We start from the raw sequence: 16,562 nt of genomic DNA, 5'->3' as shown, positions 1-16,562 counted from the left end.
TTAAAGACGGGAAAGATACGTCTGGCGGTCGACATCGGTGACCCTGGCCATGAGCTCCCGGGCCTCGTGACGCTTGATCCTGGCGTAGAGATCTCGATATGCCGTGCCGAAGATATCGGCCATGGCCGGCGAGACGGCGAAACGCTCGAGCGCGGTGAGCCAGTCATGGGTGAGATGCTCGGAGCGCTGCCACGCGTGGGCTTCGTCCTCGATGGCCGGTGGCGGCGCGATGCGTTGCTCGAGCCCATGCAGAATGCCTCCCAGCAGCGTCGTGGCGACCAGATAAGGATTGGCATCGGCACCGGCCACGCGGTGTTCCAGACGCGCCGCGGCGCCTTGCCATTCCGGCACGCGGACGGCCGCACCGCGATGGTCGCGCCCCCAGTTGCACTCGATCGGAGCGAAGCTGTCGGGTTGAAAGCGGCGGTAGGAATTGCCGTGCGGCGCGAAGATCGCCTGACCATCGAGCAAACTATGCATCACGCCGCCGATGGCAGCGTCGAGATGCCCGGCGCCGTTGTCGCGATCGAAGATATTGTTGCCGTCTTCATCGAGCACACTGACGTGCAGATGCATGCCCGATCCCGCCTGATCGGTGTAGGGCTTGGCCATGAAGGTGCTCGCCAGGCCGTGATGACGGGCGGCCTGAGCCACGAGACGCTTGAAGTACAGCGCATCGTCGGCGGCGGCCAGGGCATCCGGGCGATGCCAGAGATTGACCTCGAACTGTCCCGGCCCGAACTCGGCGATCAGCGTATCCGCCGGGATGTTCTGGGCGCGGGCGAACGCACGAATGGTGTCGAGGACCGGCGCCACCGCATCCATGGTCTCGAGCTCGTAGAGCTGCTGCCCCCGGGGATCCCCACCCGGACACAGCGGCGCGGGCGGCCTCGGCTCGAGCGCGTGCCGAGCCTCGGCATCGAGCAGGTAGAACTCCAGCTCGATGGCGACTACCGGCGTCCAGCCGTGGCGACGAAAGCGCTCGACGACCGCGGCGAGCATGGCGCGCGGGTCCATGAAACTCGGCGTGCCGTTCAAATCGTGCAGGGTAGTGAGCACCTGGTGGCCCTTGGCCCAGGGCAGTGGCGTCAAGGTACGCTCATCGGCGTGACAGACTCCGTCGGGGTCGCCGATCGACTGCGACAGTCCGGTCAGCGCATCGTTGTCCTCGCCCCAGATATCCAGCGACTGCGTCGAGAGCGGCAGGCGCACCTGTCCCTCCATCACCTTGTCGAGCTGCTCGGCGGGCACCCACTTGCCGCGCGGAATGCCGTTCATGTCGATGCACAGCACTTCGACCCGGTCGGTGGCCGCGTCCTCGTGAGGGCGGTCGGTGCTGCGGGCAAACGGAGCCTGCGATATCTGCGCCATAGGGGACTCTCGATCTTGTTATGGTCCGGTGTGATCACATATGTGTGATCACACTAGCAGAGCCCCATCGACCCCACAAGCAAACCGGTATCGTGATTGCCCCCGCCAGTTACGTTAAGCTGGAATGCCTGGCTCGGACTTCCATTTCGTAAAAGGCTCAGGCACATCGCATGACCACGGAATCAACCGCCAGTCGTACGGCTTTTTCGCCCGACACCGCCTCGACCCGGCTTCACCGGGCCCTGCGCGTGCGTCTTTGCGAGGGTGATTTCACGCCCGGCGAAGTGATCTCGATTCGGCGCATCGCCGCGAAATACGGCACCGGCACCATGCCGGCCCGCGAGGCGATACGCTGGCTGGTAACCGAGGGTGCGCTGATCTTCTCCGACAGCCGCAAGATCATCGTCCCGGAGCTGAGCCATGACCGGTTTCATGAAATCCTGTTCGCCAGAAAGAACCTGGAAACCGAAGTGTCGCGCCAGGCCTTCGACCATATCGGGGTCGCCGACATCGAGGCCCTGGAACGGATCGACGAGCAGATCAACGACGCCATCGCCCAGGACGACCTGGTCAGCTACATGCGCGGCAATTACCAGTTTCACTTCCATATCTATCGCCTGAGCCAATCGCAGGTGCTGTTGCCACTAGTCGAGATACTCTGGCTGCAATATGGTCCCAGCATGCGCTACATCTGCACGCGCTGGGGCGCATCGAGCATCGCCGACGACTATCATCGCGAAGTGACACAGGCGCTCAGGCGCGGCGACCTGACGTCGTTCTGCGAGGCGATTGCCGCGGATATCGAACAGGGAATGCTGCTGCTGGAATGACAGCAGCTCACACGGCAAACGCGCCCTGAAACGGCAATGCGCGCCAACCGGGCGGCTTGCATCATCCCCTCTTCTCGCGGCGACACCGGGCCGAGCAATAGACGACGTTCTCCCAGTCCCGCGCCCACTTCTTGCGCCAGGCAAAGGGGCGCTGGCACACCGGGCAGATCTTGGTGGGAAGGTGAGGTTTGCGATGCGGCATCAAGGCGTCTCCCGAAGCCCACCCCGGATCAGTACGGCGAACGATTCCGCCGCGTCGGCCTCGCTGCAGTTACCGCGCACCATGGCCGCCGACAGCGCGTCACCCGCACCGATCAAGCCCACACAGCGGCGTTCGAGCTCAGTCTCCTCAAGCGTGCAATAAGGCCTCAATACCGCCGCGAACAGTTGAACGTAGCCATCGAGCAACTCCTGATAGACCGCCTCTTTCTCTTCGCTTCCCGCCAGCGCGGCGCCAATGGCATGCCACTCGCCGCTGGTGTCGGCATGGCAATGCACGTGGGCGGCCGCGAGCAGCGCCGCAGTTTCCTCGAAGCTCCGGCCCTCGGTCGTCAGCGTTTCGCGAAGTGCCTCCGATTGCCGGCGATCGATCAGTTTGTATAACGCGATCAGAAGCTGCGAGCGCGTTCCGAAATGATCATAAGCGACCGGCTTGGAGACGCCGGCACGCGCTGCCAGATGGCCCAGCGTCAGTCGATCCGCGCCCTCTTCCCGCACGACCTGCAACGCCGTATCCAGTAATTGATGCCGCCGCTCGGGCCCGGAGAGCCGCCTGGCGCCTGTTTTCTGTCCTGTCTCGCTTACACTGCGCTTCACGTTCTCCCCTCTTCCATGCTCTCTGGCAGATTGAAAACCTACCATGAGTAGGTTAATGTTCAAAAACCTACCTTTAGTAGGTTTTCTCTCGACCCGGAGAACCGACATGACACTCGACCCCATCCTGCTCATTGGAGGCGCCGGTACCGTCGGCCGACAGGCGGCACGCTTCCTGCGCGAAGCGTATCCGGAACTTCCCCTGCTGATCGGCGGACGCGATCTCGCCAGAGCCCAGCAAGCGGCCGCCGGTATCGGCAACGCCGAAGGCGTGGCGGTGGACCTCGACGCGCAAGACCTCGGCCTCGGCGCACGCCCGGTCAGCGCCATCGCGATCTTTTTCACCGACACCACCACTGCGGCGCTTCAATTCGCGCAACGCCGGGGCGTACCCTATCTCAGCGTGTCCCCCGCCATGACCGAAATCGGCCCCGACATCGCCGCCTATATGCACCGACCGAGGGCTGCACCGGTGATACTGGGTACCGAATGGCTGGTGGGAGCGACGACGATTCCCGCGCTCGAGTTCGCCAAGACATTCCGTCGCATCGACACGATTCGCATCGGCGCCTTGCTGGACGAGCAAGACGAAGGCGGCCCGGCCTCCTTCGACGACCTGGAGCGTCAGACGCAGGCCCTTCCTGCCGTCCAGGCGCGCCGCAACGGCGCCTGGGTCTGGCGCAGCGGCGACGATCTCGAGACCCGTTTCCGCGCCGCCGATGGAGCAATGCTGGAAGCGACCGGACTATCGCCTCACGACGTGTTCGGCCTCGCCACCGTCACCGGTGCCCCCAACGTTGAATTCAACCTGGCCATTGGTGTCAGCTCGAGCCGCCGCCGTGGCGAGCCGATGTCCACCGAGATCATCATCGAACTCGAGGGCGAGGATCAGGCAGCGCAGCCGCTACGCTCACGCCACGCGGTGACTCACCCCGAAGGGCAGATGCCGCTGACAGGGCTCGGGGTCGCGCTACTTCTCGAGAGGCTCGTTGGCCTCGATGGCAAACCAGCAGTTGGCGCGGGGCTCTATTTTCCGTATCAACTGCTGGACCCCGCAGTCTACCTCGAGCGCTTCACGCAGGCCGGTGGGCGGATCCTGGAGCTCGACGAGAGCTAACCAGCGCACATGCACCCTCCGCCCAAGTCGTGCATGCTGATGAGCAAGGCGACTGGGTGCATCGGTGATGCAGGCGGTGCCAAGTGCACTTTGGTACGCTCGGCGCCCCGATCAACTCGCGAAGGCCACGCACGAGGGACATTCTCACAGTGGGATATGGTGAACCGATGCCTCAACCCAACAGCAGATCGCCCTCGATGGAGACGAGCTGGCTCGTCTCGTGCCTCCGGGATCAAACGGCCGGCCCGGTGCTCTCGCGTATCACCAGCTCGAAGGGCATGATGCGATGCTCATCCGCTGCGTCACCCCGGTCATCGATGATGTCGAGCAACAGGGCCACGGCCTCGCGACCGAAATCCTCGGCGGGCTGGGCGATGGTCGTCAAGGGAGGATCGCAGAAGGAAGCGAAGGCGATATCGTCGAATCCCGCCACCGAGATGTCCTCGGGTATCCGCAGCCCCGCTTCCTTGATGCGCCGCATGGCACCCATGGCCATTTCATCGTTTTCGCAGAAGATCGCCGTGGGTGGGTCGGCTTGCGACAGCAGATCGCCAGCCGCCCGGTACCCTGAGGATGGCGTGAAGTCACCGGGACACACGAGACTTTCATCCGGCGCCAGGCCCGCGACGGCCAGGGCATCCTGAAAGCCCAGCAGACGATCCCGGGTCAAGGGGCTGTTGCGCGGCCCCTTGATCATGCCGATACGGCGGTGCCCCAGTGCCAGCAGATGCTCGGTCACCGACCGGGCGGCGGCTCGGTTGTCGAGCTTGACGGTGGGGCACGGTGCCTCGTCGAGCACCTCACAGGCATTGACCATCGGCGGTCGCGCCTTGCCGTCCGAGGCCGTGAAGGGATCATAGGCACGCAGCTGGATGAGACCATCGGCCTGACGGGTCGACACCAGGCCGGCGTAAGCCCGCTCGGTACGTTCATCGCCGAGTGTATTGCACAGCAGAATGCCGTACCCCCGCCGCTGCGCCGCTTCCTGGATGCCGCCAATCACCCGGGAAAAGAAGGTGTTAGCGATGGTCGGCACCAGCACCACCAGGTTACGGGTGCGTTGCGACCGGAACTGCACCGCCGTGAGGTTCGGTCGATAGTCGGCCTGCTCGACGGCGGCCAACACTTTGTCACGCGTGCCCGGCGAAACGACGTCGGGGGTCTTCAAGGCGCGCGACACCGTCGCCACCGACACCCCGGCCAGCTCGGCCACCTTGCGAATATTGGTCATGCCTGGCTGTATACCTCCCCTCGTCGCCTATCTCGGCACCATCATGCGGGCCAGTCTACTGCATCATCGACCCTGACTCACCGCTACTCCCGTTCGCCTCCCTGCGACCTAGGTCTCATTGAACCCGTGCGGTTCACGGACTAGCTTTCAGCGAAATGTAACCGGTTACACTCACCTATGAGACCGGTCGAGACAGTCCAGCCGAACCCTGTGGAGGACGAATGACAACAGCAAAACGACGCGTGCGAATGGGCATGATCGGGGGTGGCGAAGGCGCCTTCATCGGCCGGGTACATCGCCTGGCCGCCGCTCTGGATGGCGAGCTCGAACTGGTCTGCGCCAGCTTCAGCCGCGACCCCGGCAACAACGCCCGCACCGGCGAAGCCTGTGGCCTGTCGGCACAGCGCCTCTACCCCGACTGGCAGTCACTGATCGATGGCGAGCGCCGGCTACCCGACGACCAGCGCATGGACGTGCTGGTCGTGGTCACGCCCAATCACCTGCACGTGCCCATCAGCCAGGCGGCGATCGAGGCGGGTTTCCATGTCTTCTGCGAGAAGCCGGCGGCGACCACCCTGGCGGAAGCACGCCGACTCGCCGCCACCCTCGAAGCGAGTCAGAGCCTCTATGGTCTCGCCCACACCTATCTCGGTTACCCCATGGTCTGGCAGGCACGCCGCCTGGTCAGCGATGGCGAGCTCGGCCGGCTGCGCAAGATTCATGTCGAATATCCCCAGGGCTGGCTCGGCACCAACCTCGAGGGCACCGGAAACAAGCAGGCGGGATGGCGCACCGACCCCGCCATCGCCGGTGCCAGCGGCTGCATGGCCGACATCGGCACCCACGCCTTCGGCCTCGCCGAGTTCATCTCGGGACACCAGGTCACCGAGCTCTGCGCCGCCCTCGGCATCCATGGCGAACAGCGGCGTCTCGATGATGACGGCGACGCCCTGTTCCGCACCGCCGAAGGGGCCAGCGGCACCCTGATGGCCAGCCAGGTCTGCACCGGCGAGGAGAACGCCCTGAAGATCCGCCTGTATGGCGATCGCGGCGCGCTGGAGTGGCAGCAGATGGAGCCCAACACCCTGGTCCACCGGCGCCTCGATGAGCCCATGCGCGTGCTGCGCGCGGGGATCGACCAGCCCGGCCTGGCGCCGGAAGCCCTGCAGCGCCTGCGCCTGCCCGGCGGCCATCCCGAGGGTTACCTGGAGGCCCTGGCCAACCTCTACCGCGACTTCGCCGACGCCGTCCGACGTGGCGATCGCGGCGCCGCCGAGGGCGTTCCCGGCATGGACGAGGGGCTGCGGGGCATGGCCTTCATCGAGGCCCTGCTGAAAAGCCAGGCCGGCACCGCCAAGTGGACACCCCTCGAGGACACTTCCCAGCGGCACGACGCGGAGGCAACGACATGACAGGCACTCACGACAACGGCATCAAGGGTCCGGGACTCTTTCTCGCCCAGTTCCTCGACGACCACCCGCCTTTCGACGATCTCGACACCATCACCCGCTGGGCCGCCTCGCTCGGCTATCGTGGCGTCCAGATGCCGACGGTCGATCCACGCTTGATCGACCTCGAACTCGCCGCCGACAGCCAGGATTACTGCGACGAACTGACCGGACGCTGCGCCGAGGCCGGTGTCGCGATCAGCGAGCTTTCCACTCATCTGCAAGGCCAACTGGTGGCGGTACACCCCGCCTTCGATGAACTCTTCGACGGCTTTGCCCCCGCGCACCTGCATGGACGGCCGGACGCACGCCGGCACTGGGCCGAGTCGCAACTCAAGCTCGCCGCCCGCGCCAGCCGTCGCCTGGGGCTGACAGCACACGGCACCTTCTCCGGTGCCCTGCTGTGGCCCTACGTCTACCCCTGGCCGCAACGGCCGTCGGGGCTGATCGAGGAAGGCTTCGCCGAACTGGCCCGTCGCTGGCGGCCGATTCTGGATGTCTTCGACGAGCAGGGCGTCGACCTGTGCTTCGAGATTCACCCGGGGGAAGACCTGCACGACGGCGCCACCTTCGAGCGCTTCCTCGACGCCGTGGACGACCACCCCCGGGCGAAGATCCTCTTCGACCCCAGCCACATGGTGCTGCAGCAGCTCGACTACCTGGGCTTCATCGATCGCTACCACGAGCGGATCGGCATGTTCCACGTCAAGGATGCGGAGTTCACGCCCAGCGCCCGCAGCGGGGTCTACGGCGGCTATCAGGGATGGGTCGACCGCCCCGGTCGCTTCCGCTCGCTGGGCGATGGCCAGGTCGACTTCAAGGGTATCTTCTCGCGCCTCACCCAATACGGCTACGACGGCTGGGCGGTGCTCGAATGGGAATGCTGCCTCAAGGATGCCGCCCAGGGCGCCGCCGAGGGCGCGCCCTTCATTGCCAGCCACCTGATCAAGCGGGCCGACAAGGCCTTCGACGACTTCGCCGACACCGGCTCGGACCCGGCGCGCAACCGGCGTCTGCTGGGGCTCGACGAGACGCACTGACACCCACCACACAATAACGAGGGTTCGCCATGCTACGCACACGGCTCGGCATCATGATGTTTCTGCAGTTCTTCATCTGGGGCGGCTGGTTCGTCACCCTGGGCACCTTCCTCTCTCAGAACCTGAACGCCAGCGGAAGCCAGATCGGCATGGCCTTCTCGACACAGTCATGGGGCGCGATCATCGCGCCCTTCATCATCGGCCTGATCGCCGACCGCTACTTCAACGCCGAGCGCATCCTCGGCGTGCTGCATCTGGCCGGTGCCGCCCTGATGTTCGGTCTGTACCGCGCCCAGGACTTCACCACCTTCTATCCGTTGGTGCTGGTCTACATGATCCTCTACATGCCCACCCTGGCGCTGGTGAACTCGGTCTCCTTTCGCCAGATGCGCGATCCCTCGCAGGAATTCGCCAAGATCCGGGTCTGGGGCACCATCGGCTGGATCCTCGCCGGACTGGCGATCAGCTACCTCTTCTCCTGGGACGGCGCCGAGGCCATCGCCGGCGGCGCGCTGCGCAATACCTTCCTGATGTGTGCCATCGCCTCGCTAGTACTGGGCCTCTACTGCTTCAGCCTGCCCGCCACGCCCCCCAAGGCAAACAACCGCAAGGGCGGCCTGAAGGAGATCCTCGGACTCGATGCCCTGAAACTGCTCAATGACCGCAACTACGCGATCTTCTTTGTCGCCTCGGTACTGATCTGCATTCCGCTGGCCTTCTACTACCAGAACGCCAATCCCTTCCTCGCGGAGATCGGCGTGGCCAACCCCACCGGCAAGATGACCCTGGGACAGGTCTCGGAAGTCTTGTTCATGCTGCTGCTGCCGGTGTTCATCCACCGCTTCGGCATCAAGATCACGCTGATCGTCGGCATGCTGGCCTGGGCCTTGCGTTACGCCCTCTTCGCCGTCGGCGATGCCGGTGAAGGCGTCTACCTGCTGCTGATCGGTATCGCCCTGCATGGCGTGTGCTACGACTTCTTCTTCGTCTCGGGACAGATCTACACGGATGCCCGCGCCGGCGAACGCTTCCAGAGTGCCGCCCAGGGCATGATCACGCTGGCCACCTACGGGGTCGGCATGCTGATCGGGTTCTGGGTCGCCGGCCTGGTCACCGACCACTACGCCACCGCGGGCGGTCATGACTGGCAAGGCATCTGGCTGTTCCCCGCATGCTTCGCCCTCGCCGTCCTGCTGCTCTTCCTGGTGACCTTCAAGGACAAGGATCGCGCCAGGCAAGCGCCCGAGGTGAAACGTACCTGAAGAACCGCGGTCGGTTCGCCGGCGCCATGCCGGCGGACACGACCGGGACCACGACATGTTCCGCGAGGATCACGCCCGGGAGCCGCCGTCTGACGTATGGCAATGCGATCGGGACAGGAAACGCATGTCGTCGACGAAAACATTGCGTTTCAGCAGGAACAGCGCTTCCTGAACACACCGCTTCATGTCATTGGAGACTAATCTACAAGAGCTGTTCAAGCGGGGATGGTGAAACCACTGCGAGAATCGAGCATCGCCTGTCGAGTCGCCAGCCCCTGGAAAATCGGTATCCGGCTTCTACCAACAGAAGGTAAAGAGATGGCAACCATTACGACTCGAGACGGTGCGAACGTTTTCTACAAGGACTGGGGAGCCAAAGACGCCCAGCCCATTGTCTTTCACCACGGCTGGCCGCTTTCGGCGGACGACTGGGATAGTCAGATGCTGTTCTTTCTATCGCAGGGCTACCGTGTCATCGCCTTCGACCGCCGAGGGCACGGGCGCTCGGATCAGACCGATACGGGCAACGACATGGACACCTACGCGTCCGACACGGCAGAGCTGGTGAACGCACTCGATCTGAAAGACGCCATTCATATCGGCCATTCCACCGGCGGCGGCGTCGTCGCGCGCTACGTCGCCCGGGCAGAATCAGGCCGCGTCGCCAAGGCCGTCTTGATAGGCGCGGTGACCCCGCTGATGCTGCAGACATCCGCCAATCCGGAAGGCACGCCCAAGGAGGTGTTCGACGGCTTTCGCAGCGCCCTGACAGCCAATCGCGCACAGTTCTTCAAGGACATCCCCGCCGGCCCGTTCTACGGGTTCAATCGCGACGGTGCCGTGGTCAGCCAGGGCCTGATCGACAACTGGTGGCGACAGGGCATGGAAGGCGGCGCCAAGGCCCAGTACGACTCCATCGAGGCATTCTCGGAGACCGACTTCACCGACGATCTCCAGGCGATCACGATTCCCGTGCTGGTGATGCACGGAGAGGACGACCAGATCGTTCCGATCGCGGCCTCGGCCCACAAGGCGGTCAAGCTCCTGCCCAACGGCACGCTGAAGACCTACCCCGACCTGTCGCATGGCATGTTCGCCACGCACCCCGAACGGATCAACGCCGACCTGCTCGCGTTCATACAGGCGCGCTGATACGTGGCTTTTGCGGGCTCGACGGGGACATCGAGCCCGCTCTCCTCGACACCCGTGCGTAGCGGTACTTCAACCCAATCGTGTCGCGTATGGCGAAGGCGACGTGGCCCCACTGGCTCATCGCCATCAGCCAATTTCCAGGGATTGAATCCTGTCACCCGACATCAGAAAGCGGTGCTCGAGTCGCACCGGGCTACCGGGGAAGTTGCCGATGACATCGGCGACAACGATCACCCGGTGCCCTTCTTGCGTCACCACCGAGGGTGTCACGCTGTACTCGAAGGCCTTTCTCGTCCCGGCCATCCAGGCCTGGATGGCGTCATGCCCCTGATGGATGTGGCCTTCGTCCAGCACGGCAGCGTCCGCCGTGAAACAGTCGGTCAGGCGGGTGGCGTCCTGCCCGTTGCTGACCTCGAAGTAGGTGGCAATGGCGGGAAACAGGGAAAGTGTCATGGTCGTCCTCGTCGCAGGAAAGTTGCCCTATGGGCATCTTCTTCCTAGGCTTACATTTCATCAAGAACGCACCAAAAAGTAAGTCACGCACTCATGAGAAAGGTTTATACCCCTTCGACCGCGGCGGTCGGCGTCGAAGACGTGCTGAAACTGCTGGAAGGCCGCTGGAAACTGGTCATCCTGTTTCACCTGTTCGACGGCAAGGTACAGCGTTACTCGGACTTCGAAAAACTGATCCCGGGTATTTCCCAGAAGATGCTGGCCCAGCAACTGCGCCAACTGGAGGCGGACGGCATCGTGACCCGCAAGGTCTACCCGCAGGTACCGCCCAAGGTGGAATACCGCCTGACCGAATGGGGTCAGGCCCTGTGCCCGGCATTGGATGCCCTGCTGAAATGGGCGGAGCAGAAAGAAGCGCTGCAACCACGGGAGGCGCCAGATCAGGAGACGGCTGACTAACGCCTATCGGCCAGTCCCTGTGCCGCGAGGATGGCGCGAGGGTGCGTTCGAACGCCTGGACGGGTGCATCGGTGATTCGAGCAGGGGCCGAGAGGCGACAACGTTTCCGATTCATCAGGATAATCGACCATGAAATCATCAACTGGCGGCTGTCTGTGCGGCAAAATCCGAGTCACGGCGCATGGCGAGCCACTTCGGGTCGGCATCTGCCACTGCATGGACTGCCGCAAGCATCACGGCGCGCTCTTCTATGCCGCCGCCGACTACCTACCGGAAGCGGTGACCATCGAAGGCGAGCCGCACGAGTACCAGGGGCGCTACTTTTGTCCCACCTGCGGCTCGTCGGTCTTCTCGATGAGCGATGGCGAGGTCGAAGTCCACCTGGGGACGCTCGATGCCCCCGATCGATTCATGCCGACCTATGAGCTATGGACCATTCGGCGTGAACACTGGCTGCCGCCGTTTCCGCTCGCGGAGCGATATGATCAGGATCGTGAGGGGTAAGATCAATTGAGCAATGCATTCCTTCCGGCACTTTCTTTAAGTTTGCCACCCTATCAGGGCCTGCAACGCTGCGACGGAACTCTTTTCAAAGACAATGTCCAAACTGTACCCAGTTGCCACCACTAGTTTGCAAACTGCGAAATTTGACCACTTAAAGTGAGCATAATCCTCGAGTTTTAAACTGCGGCCATTCGCGCATCTCGGCTGGGCGCATCGGTGAGTGGCAAGTGCCGTATCACCCTCCGGTCCGCTGCCGCCACGATTGAGCTGTTGGCTATGCGGTCAGCAGTTCCATATCCTCATGGCCGCGCACCGGATGACGGATCGTCTCCTTGGTGATATTCACGTCCAACGCCACTTTCGCCGTTTCCAGCACGCCAGCGTCAATTCGGTGGTCACCGCGTGCCTTGAGCCAGTCGAGTACCTCGGCGAGATGCCAGATCGAGGCGCTACCTTCATGAACCGGCATGGGGAATGTCGTCCGGTGAGTAAGCATGAGCTTTCGCATCGCCTGCCGGGACACACCCAAGATGTCCGCCACATCCGTCAAGCCAACCAGATCCGGCGAGACCTCGATCAGGCGCGCGGAAGAAATCGCGTTTTTGACATCAGCCAGAGCGGTGCGAACTGCTTCTTCGGCACTATCCGCCTCGCGTGAGAACTCCAGCGCCAGACGTCCCGGCTGCCCCACGCCCACCAGGGCATCATCACAACCGGCGGTGCCCAGGCGCTCCACCAGCGCATCCAGATCGCTGTCATGGCCAGCCAACTGGTACTTCAGCGTAAACATGTATTCCATGGTTCAATCCTCCGATTCCGACTCGCTTCGGCGCTTATGAGTAGCGCATTTGTCCACCACCCTGCGCAGTGCCCAGGCATGACCACCGCCTACCTCGACTCGCCAGCCTTCCTCTTCCGCATGTCTGATCGCGGCTTCGACCTCTTTCTTCGGATGTGATGGACGCGTCATTCCTAGTCTCCAGTATGGGATTGGCATTCATGGTTGTCAACTGACAACCATGAATCTCCTGTGTATCGCCAGCATGAGCACCATTCAGGAGTAGCGGATAAGAATGACCGGGGAGGCTCAAAGGCGGCGCCGCACCGTCGCCTAACCCCGGCAAATCGAAGTCACCATCTCCGGAGACCAGCACCACCACATCAGCTTGCGCCACGTACTCGATGGCACCCAGCGTGATGCCCACGTCCCAGTCGCCCTTGGCGGAAACATCCGCGCACTTTCATCAAGCGCCATTCTATATAAACTATTCATTACATACTTATGCTTGATCTCTTCAAGTTGACCCTAGACCATATCTACCAATATTGAAGCGAGGTCCGCATGTTCAAACCCGGCGACGGTATGATTCGGGTGGGTGATCCGACGAGCCATGGCGGCAAGGTCATCACTGGGCAGCAGAATTACATCGTTGATGGAGTCGCCGTGGCCTGTGTTGGCGACAAGGTGACGTGCCCACAGGACGGCCATAACGGCGTGACGACTATCGTCGAGGGACATCCAACGATCCGAATCAACGGCAAAGCCGTAGCGTTTGATGGATGCCGAACGGCCTGTGGCGCTCGCCTGATGTCGATGGCGCGGGGCTATCACATACTGGGCAGCGAGGACGCTGCGTCGGCACCAAAGGCAACGCCGGCCACCCATCGAGATCCAGCAGCCGCTGCTGCCGCCAGGCATCGTGACGAAGAGAAAGATGGTCTCGAGCCTGGGTTCCATATCGTGCGCAAGGCGGGCTATCGTGATCAAATCAAGCAGCAGTTGCTGCCCTCCCCGTCACCTGACGTAGATGCGATGTTCTACCGGCTGAACAGCCACTTGCCCGATTACGTCCTGCCGGGGTCCATGGTTGTGCTGAGCGATCCTGACAATCAGATGTGCATGGCCGAAGAACAGCAATTGCAGGACCAGGCGCGGATGATTCAGGCCTCAGTCCAGCAGTTAAAACCTTCTCAAGCCGACATCATGATGACGAACTGGGATGCGATGCTCGAGCTATCCGAATCACTGAGTGATGCCTCGACCGAGATGGGCGTCACTGCAACAGCGCTGGAACCGCTCAAGGCACAAGCGGCTGACGCCGTCGACGACCTGGCCAACGCCTGGGATCAAGGACAGGAATACGTGAAGGCGAATGGCGAGAAGCTGCTGTCGAAGATACAAGGGGAGGCGCAATCCTTCATGGCGGGCGCGTTTGAGCTTTCGGAAACGGCACAGGCTCTCAAGCTCAAGCTGGGTGTGAAAACCAATAAGCTCGTTCATCGGGCATCGCAGGCGTTCGAGGGTTTCCCAACATTCAATGTGCCAACCGTCATGGATGGCATCAGAAAAGCCAGCTCTATCGCCAAAACGCTCGACGCGGCAACGTATCTCGGCATCGCGCTGGATGTGACCGCCACGCAACTCAAGGTCAAATCCTCCTGCACGGCTTACTCAACGACCAAACAGTGCCGAAAGGCGCAGATCGTCGGCTACTCCGCCTTAGCTGGTCGAACAGGTTTTTCGTTTATTGGTGCTGGGGGTGGCAAGGTCGCCAGTCGACTCGTTTGTCTTGGCATCGGTAATCCTGCTGGTGTGCTCACTTGCAGTATCGTTTCTATGGGTGCAGGTGGGTTTGCCGGCGTCGAAGTTGGGAATCGTGCCGGAACTACCTTTGGCGAGGTGATCTATGAGGTGACATACGGCGGAGAAGAGAAGGGCTCAGAGTGAACGGTTCGATACTTTGGATCATTTTCGTTTTCAGTGGAGCGACATTTCTCGCTCTTGGATTTGTTCTCATCATCATCGGGGTGATTCTGGCACCGATGATCATTCATCGAGCCGACGATGCTCTCAGCGTATTGCTGCCGGAGAATGAGAGCCTTTTCAAAGGGCTTCCTCTATCGTTCCATCGACTCAGTACCTATGGCCGGATCATCGCGCTGCGCAATGTTGGATGGTATCGCCGCAACGTATTTGAAGGTCGAGAGGATCGATCACGTGCTGTCGAAGAAGCGCCAAGATGGCTCGTTCGTCTCTGTGTATGGGTGTTTGCCGGCTATATGCCGCTAGTCATGCTATCTGGGGTCTGGGCGGGGCTCATCTCGCTGATGCGATAGTCATCATTCTTTATCATAGCGGTACCCCTGTCCCATAGAAACAAGACCGGGAAGGTAGCCCCCATACCGAAGAATTCTCTTCGAAGTGATTCCTGGTGGCGATAAAGAGAAGGATGCGTAATGAACGAATCGATACCTTGGATCTTTGTCGCTCCTAAATTCAAGAGGATGCTGCATCGTCGGCGAGCATGTTCATGATCAGCCGGATCATCGTCTCCTTGTTGGCGGGGTCGGACTCCGCGACCAGCAGCGTCAACGCGGCCAAACCGGCATCGTTGATCACGGGCTCCCCCGTCGGTGACAGCAAGCGATCATTACGGTGCAGAAAGTCGACGAACAGAAACGCCGCACTGCGCTTGTTGCCATCGGCGAACGGGTGATTCTTGATCACGAAATAGAGCAGGTGCGCAGCTTTCGACTCGATACTCGGATAGGCCGCCTCGCCGAAGACGGACTGATCGAGATTGCCCAGCAATGAGGCCAGCCCATCGCTTCGATCCCGCGCAAACAGGTCGGTGGCCTCTCCCCGTCCTATCAATTCGGCTTTCAACTCGTCCAGCGCCGCTCTCGCCGTTTCCAACGAAGGCAGCTGACCGCCCGCCTGCACGTCGGGATCGCTTAATAGCCCTTCGTCATAGCGCTGCAGCAGCAGAAACGTCTGCGCATAACGCGCGACGATATCCACCAGCCCACGACTGCCCGGCATATTCAGCGCCGGGCTGTGCGCCGCTTTGCGCACCAGCGCCATCGCCGCCTCCAACTCCTGGGCATTCGCCTCGAAGCGCTGTTGATGCAGCGTCCAGCCTTGGATGAGATGCTCACGAAGGACGCGCGTTGCCCATTGGCGAAAGCGAGTGCCTGCTTGAGACTTGACGCGATAGCCAACGGAAATGATCACATCCAGGTTGTAGTGCTCGATGGCTCGCATGACCTGTCGCGAGCCCTCTTGGCGAACTATCCGGAATTTCCGGATAGTTGGCTCTCTCTCCAACTCGCCTTCCTTGTAAACGTTCAGCACGTGCTCATTAACCGTACGAACGTCTTTATCAAAGAGCTCGGCCATCTGCCGCTGCGTCAGCCATACGGTCTCGCGGCCTTCGTCCAGACGCACGTCGACCGCCTTATCGGCATCCTCGTAGATCAGGATCTGCGGTTGTTCGCTCATGTCGGGCTTGTTCGAGTGAGTTCAAGATGAACCGACCATAGCACGCCCTTTCCGACGAATCCGGCAACTCAGCATCAGCGCCTCACCCCAGCAGCAGCTCGCCCTCGATGGGGATGAACTGGCTCGCGGCGTTGATAAGGGAATTGGCGGTGAGCTTGGGCACGCCGTAGACCTCGACGCGCTTGCCATGCACCTCGCGGATCTTCTCCGCCAGCAGGTCGAAGTCGCCATCGCCGGAGACCAGCACCACCACATCCGCCTGTGCCGCGTACTCGATGGCATCCAGCGTGATGCCCACGTCCCAATCGCCCTTGGCGGAGCCATCCGCGCGCTGGATGAACGGCTTGAGCCTGACCTCGAAGCCGATCGAGCGGAGAATATTCTGGAACTCGCGTTGCTTCGCGTCGCCCTTGTCGGTGGCATAACAGCGCGCGGCCAGTACCTCCCGGTTCGCCGTGACCCTCGCCCAGAACCGGCGGTAATCGAAGTGTTTGCCGTAGGCTTCGCGCACGGTGTAGTAGACGTTCTGGGTATCCACGAAGATGGCGACGCGTGTCATGGCAAGGAGATCCCCGGCAGGCGGTGAGGCGCCAGCCCCGA

The 16,562-nt window shown here is 62.1% G+C and carries 18 protein-coding genes and 1 pseudogene; 10 read left to right on the top strand and 9 right to left on the bottom strand.

The genetic code is table 11. From position 1 onward, the window contains the following. The gene (locus tag ABGX75_RS07170) at positions 1-1,371 is read right to left on the bottom strand and encodes a glutamine synthetase family protein (RefSeq protein ID WP_287124554.1); all 1,371 of its coding nucleotides are present in this window, start codon (positions 1,369-1,371) and stop codon (positions 1-3) included. Between the two features lie 170 nt (positions 1,372-1,541). Between ABGX75_RS07170 and ABGX75_RS07165 the strand changes: the two genes are divergently transcribed. Then, positions 1,542-2,201, top strand: coding sequence for a GntR family transcriptional regulator (locus ABGX75_RS07165; protein ID WP_287124553.1), 660 nt, complete (start codon positions 1,542-1,544; stop codon positions 2,199-2,201). A 61-nt stretch (positions 2,202-2,262) separates the two neighbouring features. Here the strand turns inward: ABGX75_RS07165 and ABGX75_RS07160 are convergent, their stop codons facing one another. Together ABGX75_RS07160 and ABGX75_RS07155 are read right to left on the bottom strand one after the other, a co-directional pair. Continuing rightward, positions 2,263-2,403, bottom strand: coding sequence for a DUF2256 domain-containing protein (locus tag ABGX75_RS07160; RefSeq protein WP_084075963.1), 141 nt, complete (start codon positions 2,401-2,403; stop codon positions 2,263-2,265). Further along, positions 2,403-3,080 (bottom strand): TetR/AcrR family transcriptional regulator, encoded by a 678-nt coding sequence (locus ABGX75_RS07155; RefSeq protein ID WP_347410667.1) that lies wholly within the window; start codon positions 3,078-3,080, stop codon positions 2,403-2,405. Before ABGX75_RS07155 ends, ABGX75_RS07160 begins: the two co-directional genes overlap by 1 nt. Before the next feature lie 43 nt (positions 3,081-3,123). On the opposite strand from ABGX75_RS07155, the gene ABGX75_RS07150 reads away from it, so the two are divergent. Then, positions 3,124-4,131 (top strand): NAD(P)-dependent oxidoreductase, encoded by a 1,008-nt coding sequence (locus tag ABGX75_RS07150; RefSeq protein WP_347410666.1) that lies wholly within the window; start codon positions 3,124-3,126, stop codon positions 4,129-4,131. A gap of 232 nt (positions 4,132-4,363) precedes the next feature. Here ABGX75_RS07150 and ABGX75_RS07145 read toward each other — a convergent pair whose 3' ends face one another. Next, positions 4,364-5,362, bottom strand: coding sequence for a LacI family DNA-binding transcriptional regulator (locus ABGX75_RS07145; protein ID WP_347410665.1), 999 nt, complete (start codon positions 5,360-5,362; stop codon positions 4,364-4,366). Positions 5,363-5,583: 221 nt separating this feature from the next. Here ABGX75_RS07145 and ABGX75_RS07140 point away from each other — a divergent pair, with 221 nt between their 5' ends. From ABGX75_RS07140 to ABGX75_RS07125, 4 genes are all read left to right on the top strand, one after another. After that, positions 5,584-6,774 carry a Gfo/Idh/MocA family oxidoreductase gene (locus ABGX75_RS07140; protein WP_347410664.1) on the top strand — a complete coding sequence of 397 codons (1,191 nt, stop codon included), beginning with the start codon at positions 5,584-5,586 and terminating at the stop codon, positions 6,772-6,774. Beyond that, positions 6,771-7,850, top strand: coding sequence for a sugar phosphate isomerase/epimerase family protein (locus tag ABGX75_RS07135; protein ID WP_347410663.1), 1,080 nt, complete (start codon positions 6,771-6,773; stop codon positions 7,848-7,850). The genes ABGX75_RS07140 and ABGX75_RS07135 overlap by 4 nt, the downstream gene beginning before the upstream one ends. A 29-nt stretch (positions 7,851-7,879) precedes the next feature. Then, positions 7,880-9,112 carry a nucleoside permease gene (locus ABGX75_RS07130; RefSeq protein ID WP_347410662.1) on the top strand — a complete coding sequence of 411 codons (1,233 nt, stop codon included), beginning with the start codon at positions 7,880-7,882 and terminating at the stop codon, positions 9,110-9,112. Positions 9,113-9,430: 318 nt separating this feature from the next. Next, positions 9,431-10,264, top strand: a complete 834-nt coding sequence (locus ABGX75_RS07125) for an alpha/beta hydrolase (protein ID WP_347410787.1) — start codon at positions 9,431-9,433, stop codon at positions 10,262-10,264. 126 nt (positions 10,265-10,390) lie between these two features. Here the strand turns inward: ABGX75_RS07125 and ABGX75_RS07120 are convergent, their stop codons facing one another. Next, positions 10,391-10,717, bottom strand: coding sequence for a nuclear transport factor 2 family protein (locus tag ABGX75_RS07120; RefSeq protein WP_011506066.1), 327 nt, complete (start codon positions 10,715-10,717; stop codon positions 10,391-10,393). Between the two features lie 93 nt (positions 10,718-10,810). On the opposite strand from ABGX75_RS07120, the gene ABGX75_RS07115 reads away from it, so the two are divergent. Both ABGX75_RS07115 and ABGX75_RS07110 read left to right on the top strand, forming a co-directional pair. Beyond that, on the top strand, positions 10,811-11,176 hold the full coding sequence (locus ABGX75_RS07115) for a helix-turn-helix domain-containing protein (protein ID WP_035414670.1): 366 nt from the start codon (positions 10,811-10,813) through the stop codon (positions 11,174-11,176). A gap of 129 nt (positions 11,177-11,305) precedes the next feature. Next, a complete protein-coding gene (locus ABGX75_RS07110; protein ID WP_347410661.1) occupies positions 11,306-11,680 on the top strand; it encodes a GFA family protein in 375 nt (124 codons plus the stop codon). Between the two features lie 274 nt (positions 11,681-11,954). Here the strand turns inward: ABGX75_RS07110 and ABGX75_RS07105 are convergent, their stop codons facing one another. Further along, positions 11,955-12,479 (bottom strand): DNA-binding protein, encoded by a 525-nt coding sequence (locus tag ABGX75_RS07105; RefSeq protein ID WP_347410660.1) that lies wholly within the window; start codon positions 12,477-12,479, stop codon positions 11,955-11,957. Between the two features lie 322 nt (positions 12,480-12,801). Then, positions 12,802-12,921 (bottom strand): annotated as a pseudogene (locus ABGX75_RS07100) (NYN domain-containing protein); the annotation flags it as partial. A 101-nt stretch (positions 12,922-13,022) separates the two neighbouring features. On the opposite strand from ABGX75_RS07100, the gene ABGX75_RS07095 reads away from it, so the two are divergent. Then, positions 13,023-14,408, top strand: coding sequence for a PAAR domain-containing protein (locus ABGX75_RS07095; RefSeq protein WP_347410659.1), 1,386 nt, complete (start codon positions 13,023-13,025; stop codon positions 14,406-14,408). Next, the gene (locus ABGX75_RS07090; RefSeq protein ID WP_133695318.1) at positions 14,405-14,797 is read left to right on the top strand and encodes a hypothetical protein; all 393 of its coding nucleotides are present in this window, start codon (positions 14,405-14,407) and stop codon (positions 14,795-14,797) included. The genes ABGX75_RS07095 and ABGX75_RS07090 overlap by 4 nt, the downstream gene beginning before the upstream one ends. Positions 14,798-14,957: 160 nt before the next feature. Here the strand turns inward: ABGX75_RS07090 and ABGX75_RS07085 are convergent, their stop codons facing one another. Together ABGX75_RS07085 and ABGX75_RS07080 are read right to left on the bottom strand one after the other, a co-directional pair. Beyond that, positions 14,958-15,962, bottom strand: a complete 1,005-nt coding sequence (locus tag ABGX75_RS07085; RefSeq protein ID WP_347410658.1) for a virulence protein RhuM/Fic/DOC family protein — start codon at positions 15,960-15,962, stop codon at positions 14,958-14,960. A gap of 82 nt (positions 15,963-16,044) precedes the next feature. Next, a complete protein-coding gene (locus ABGX75_RS07080) occupies positions 16,045-16,521 on the bottom strand; it encodes an NYN domain-containing protein (RefSeq protein ID WP_035414661.1) in 477 nt (158 codons plus the stop codon). Positions 16,522-16,562 lie beyond the last annotated feature (41 nt).

It is taken from the genome of Chromohalobacter sp., from assembly GCF_039830575.1.
In the GTDB taxonomy this organism is placed as follows: domain Bacteria; phylum Pseudomonadota; class Gammaproteobacteria; order Pseudomonadales; family Halomonadaceae; genus Chromohalobacter; species Chromohalobacter israelensis.
Note: the sequence above shows the minus strand (reverse complement) of the source record. Positions and strands in the feature narration are given on the sequence as shown.

Bases quoted from the DNA above. Each gene is read 5' to 3' on its own strand.
- ABGX75_RS07170 (WP_287124554.1), bottom strand. From the start codon at position 1,371: ATGGCGCAGATATCGCAGGCTCCGTTTGCCCGCAGCACCGACCGCCCT.
- ABGX75_RS07165 (WP_287124553.1), top strand. From the start codon at position 1,542: ATGACCACGGAATCAACCGCCAGTCGTACGGCTTTTTCGCCCGACACC.
- ABGX75_RS07160 (WP_084075963.1), bottom strand. From the start codon at position 2,403: ATGCCGCATCGCAAACCTCACCTTCCCACCAAGATCTGCCCGGTGTGC.
- ABGX75_RS07150 (WP_347410666.1), top strand. From the start codon at position 3,124: ATGACACTCGACCCCATCCTGCTCATTGGAGGCGCCGGTACCGTCGGC.
- ABGX75_RS07145 (WP_347410665.1), bottom strand. From the start codon at position 5,362: ATGACCAATATTCGCAAGGTGGCCGAGCTGGCCGGGGTGTCGGTGGCG.
- ABGX75_RS07140 (WP_347410664.1), top strand. From the start codon at position 5,584: ATGACAACAGCAAAACGACGCGTGCGAATGGGCATGATCGGGGGTGGC.
- ABGX75_RS07135 (WP_347410663.1), top strand. From the start codon at position 6,771: ATGACAGGCACTCACGACAACGGCATCAAGGGTCCGGGACTCTTTCTC.
- ABGX75_RS07130 (WP_347410662.1), top strand. From the start codon at position 7,880: ATGCTACGCACACGGCTCGGCATCATGATGTTTCTGCAGTTCTTCATC.
- ABGX75_RS07125 (WP_347410787.1), top strand. From the start codon at position 9,431: ATGGCAACCATTACGACTCGAGACGGTGCGAACGTTTTCTACAAGGAC.
- ABGX75_RS07120 (WP_011506066.1), bottom strand. From the start codon at position 10,717: ATGACACTTTCCCTGTTTCCCGCCATTGCCACCTACTTCGAGGTCAGC.
- ABGX75_RS07115 (WP_035414670.1), top strand. From the start codon at position 10,811: ATGAGAAAGGTTTATACCCCTTCGACCGCGGCGGTCGGCGTCGAAGAC.
- ABGX75_RS07110 (WP_347410661.1), top strand. From the start codon at position 11,306: ATGAAATCATCAACTGGCGGCTGTCTGTGCGGCAAAATCCGAGTCACG.
- ABGX75_RS07105 (WP_347410660.1), bottom strand. From the start codon at position 12,479: ATGGAATACATGTTTACGCTGAAGTACCAGTTGGCTGGCCATGACAGC.
- ABGX75_RS07095 (WP_347410659.1), top strand. From the start codon at position 13,023: ATGTTCAAACCCGGCGACGGTATGATTCGGGTGGGTGATCCGACGAGC.
- ABGX75_RS07085 (WP_347410658.1), bottom strand. From the start codon at position 15,962: ATGAGCGAACAACCGCAGATCCTGATCTACGAGGATGCCGATAAGGCG.
- ABGX75_RS07080 (WP_035414661.1), bottom strand. From the start codon at position 16,521: ATGACACGCGTCGCCATCTTCGTGGATACCCAGAACGTCTACTACACC.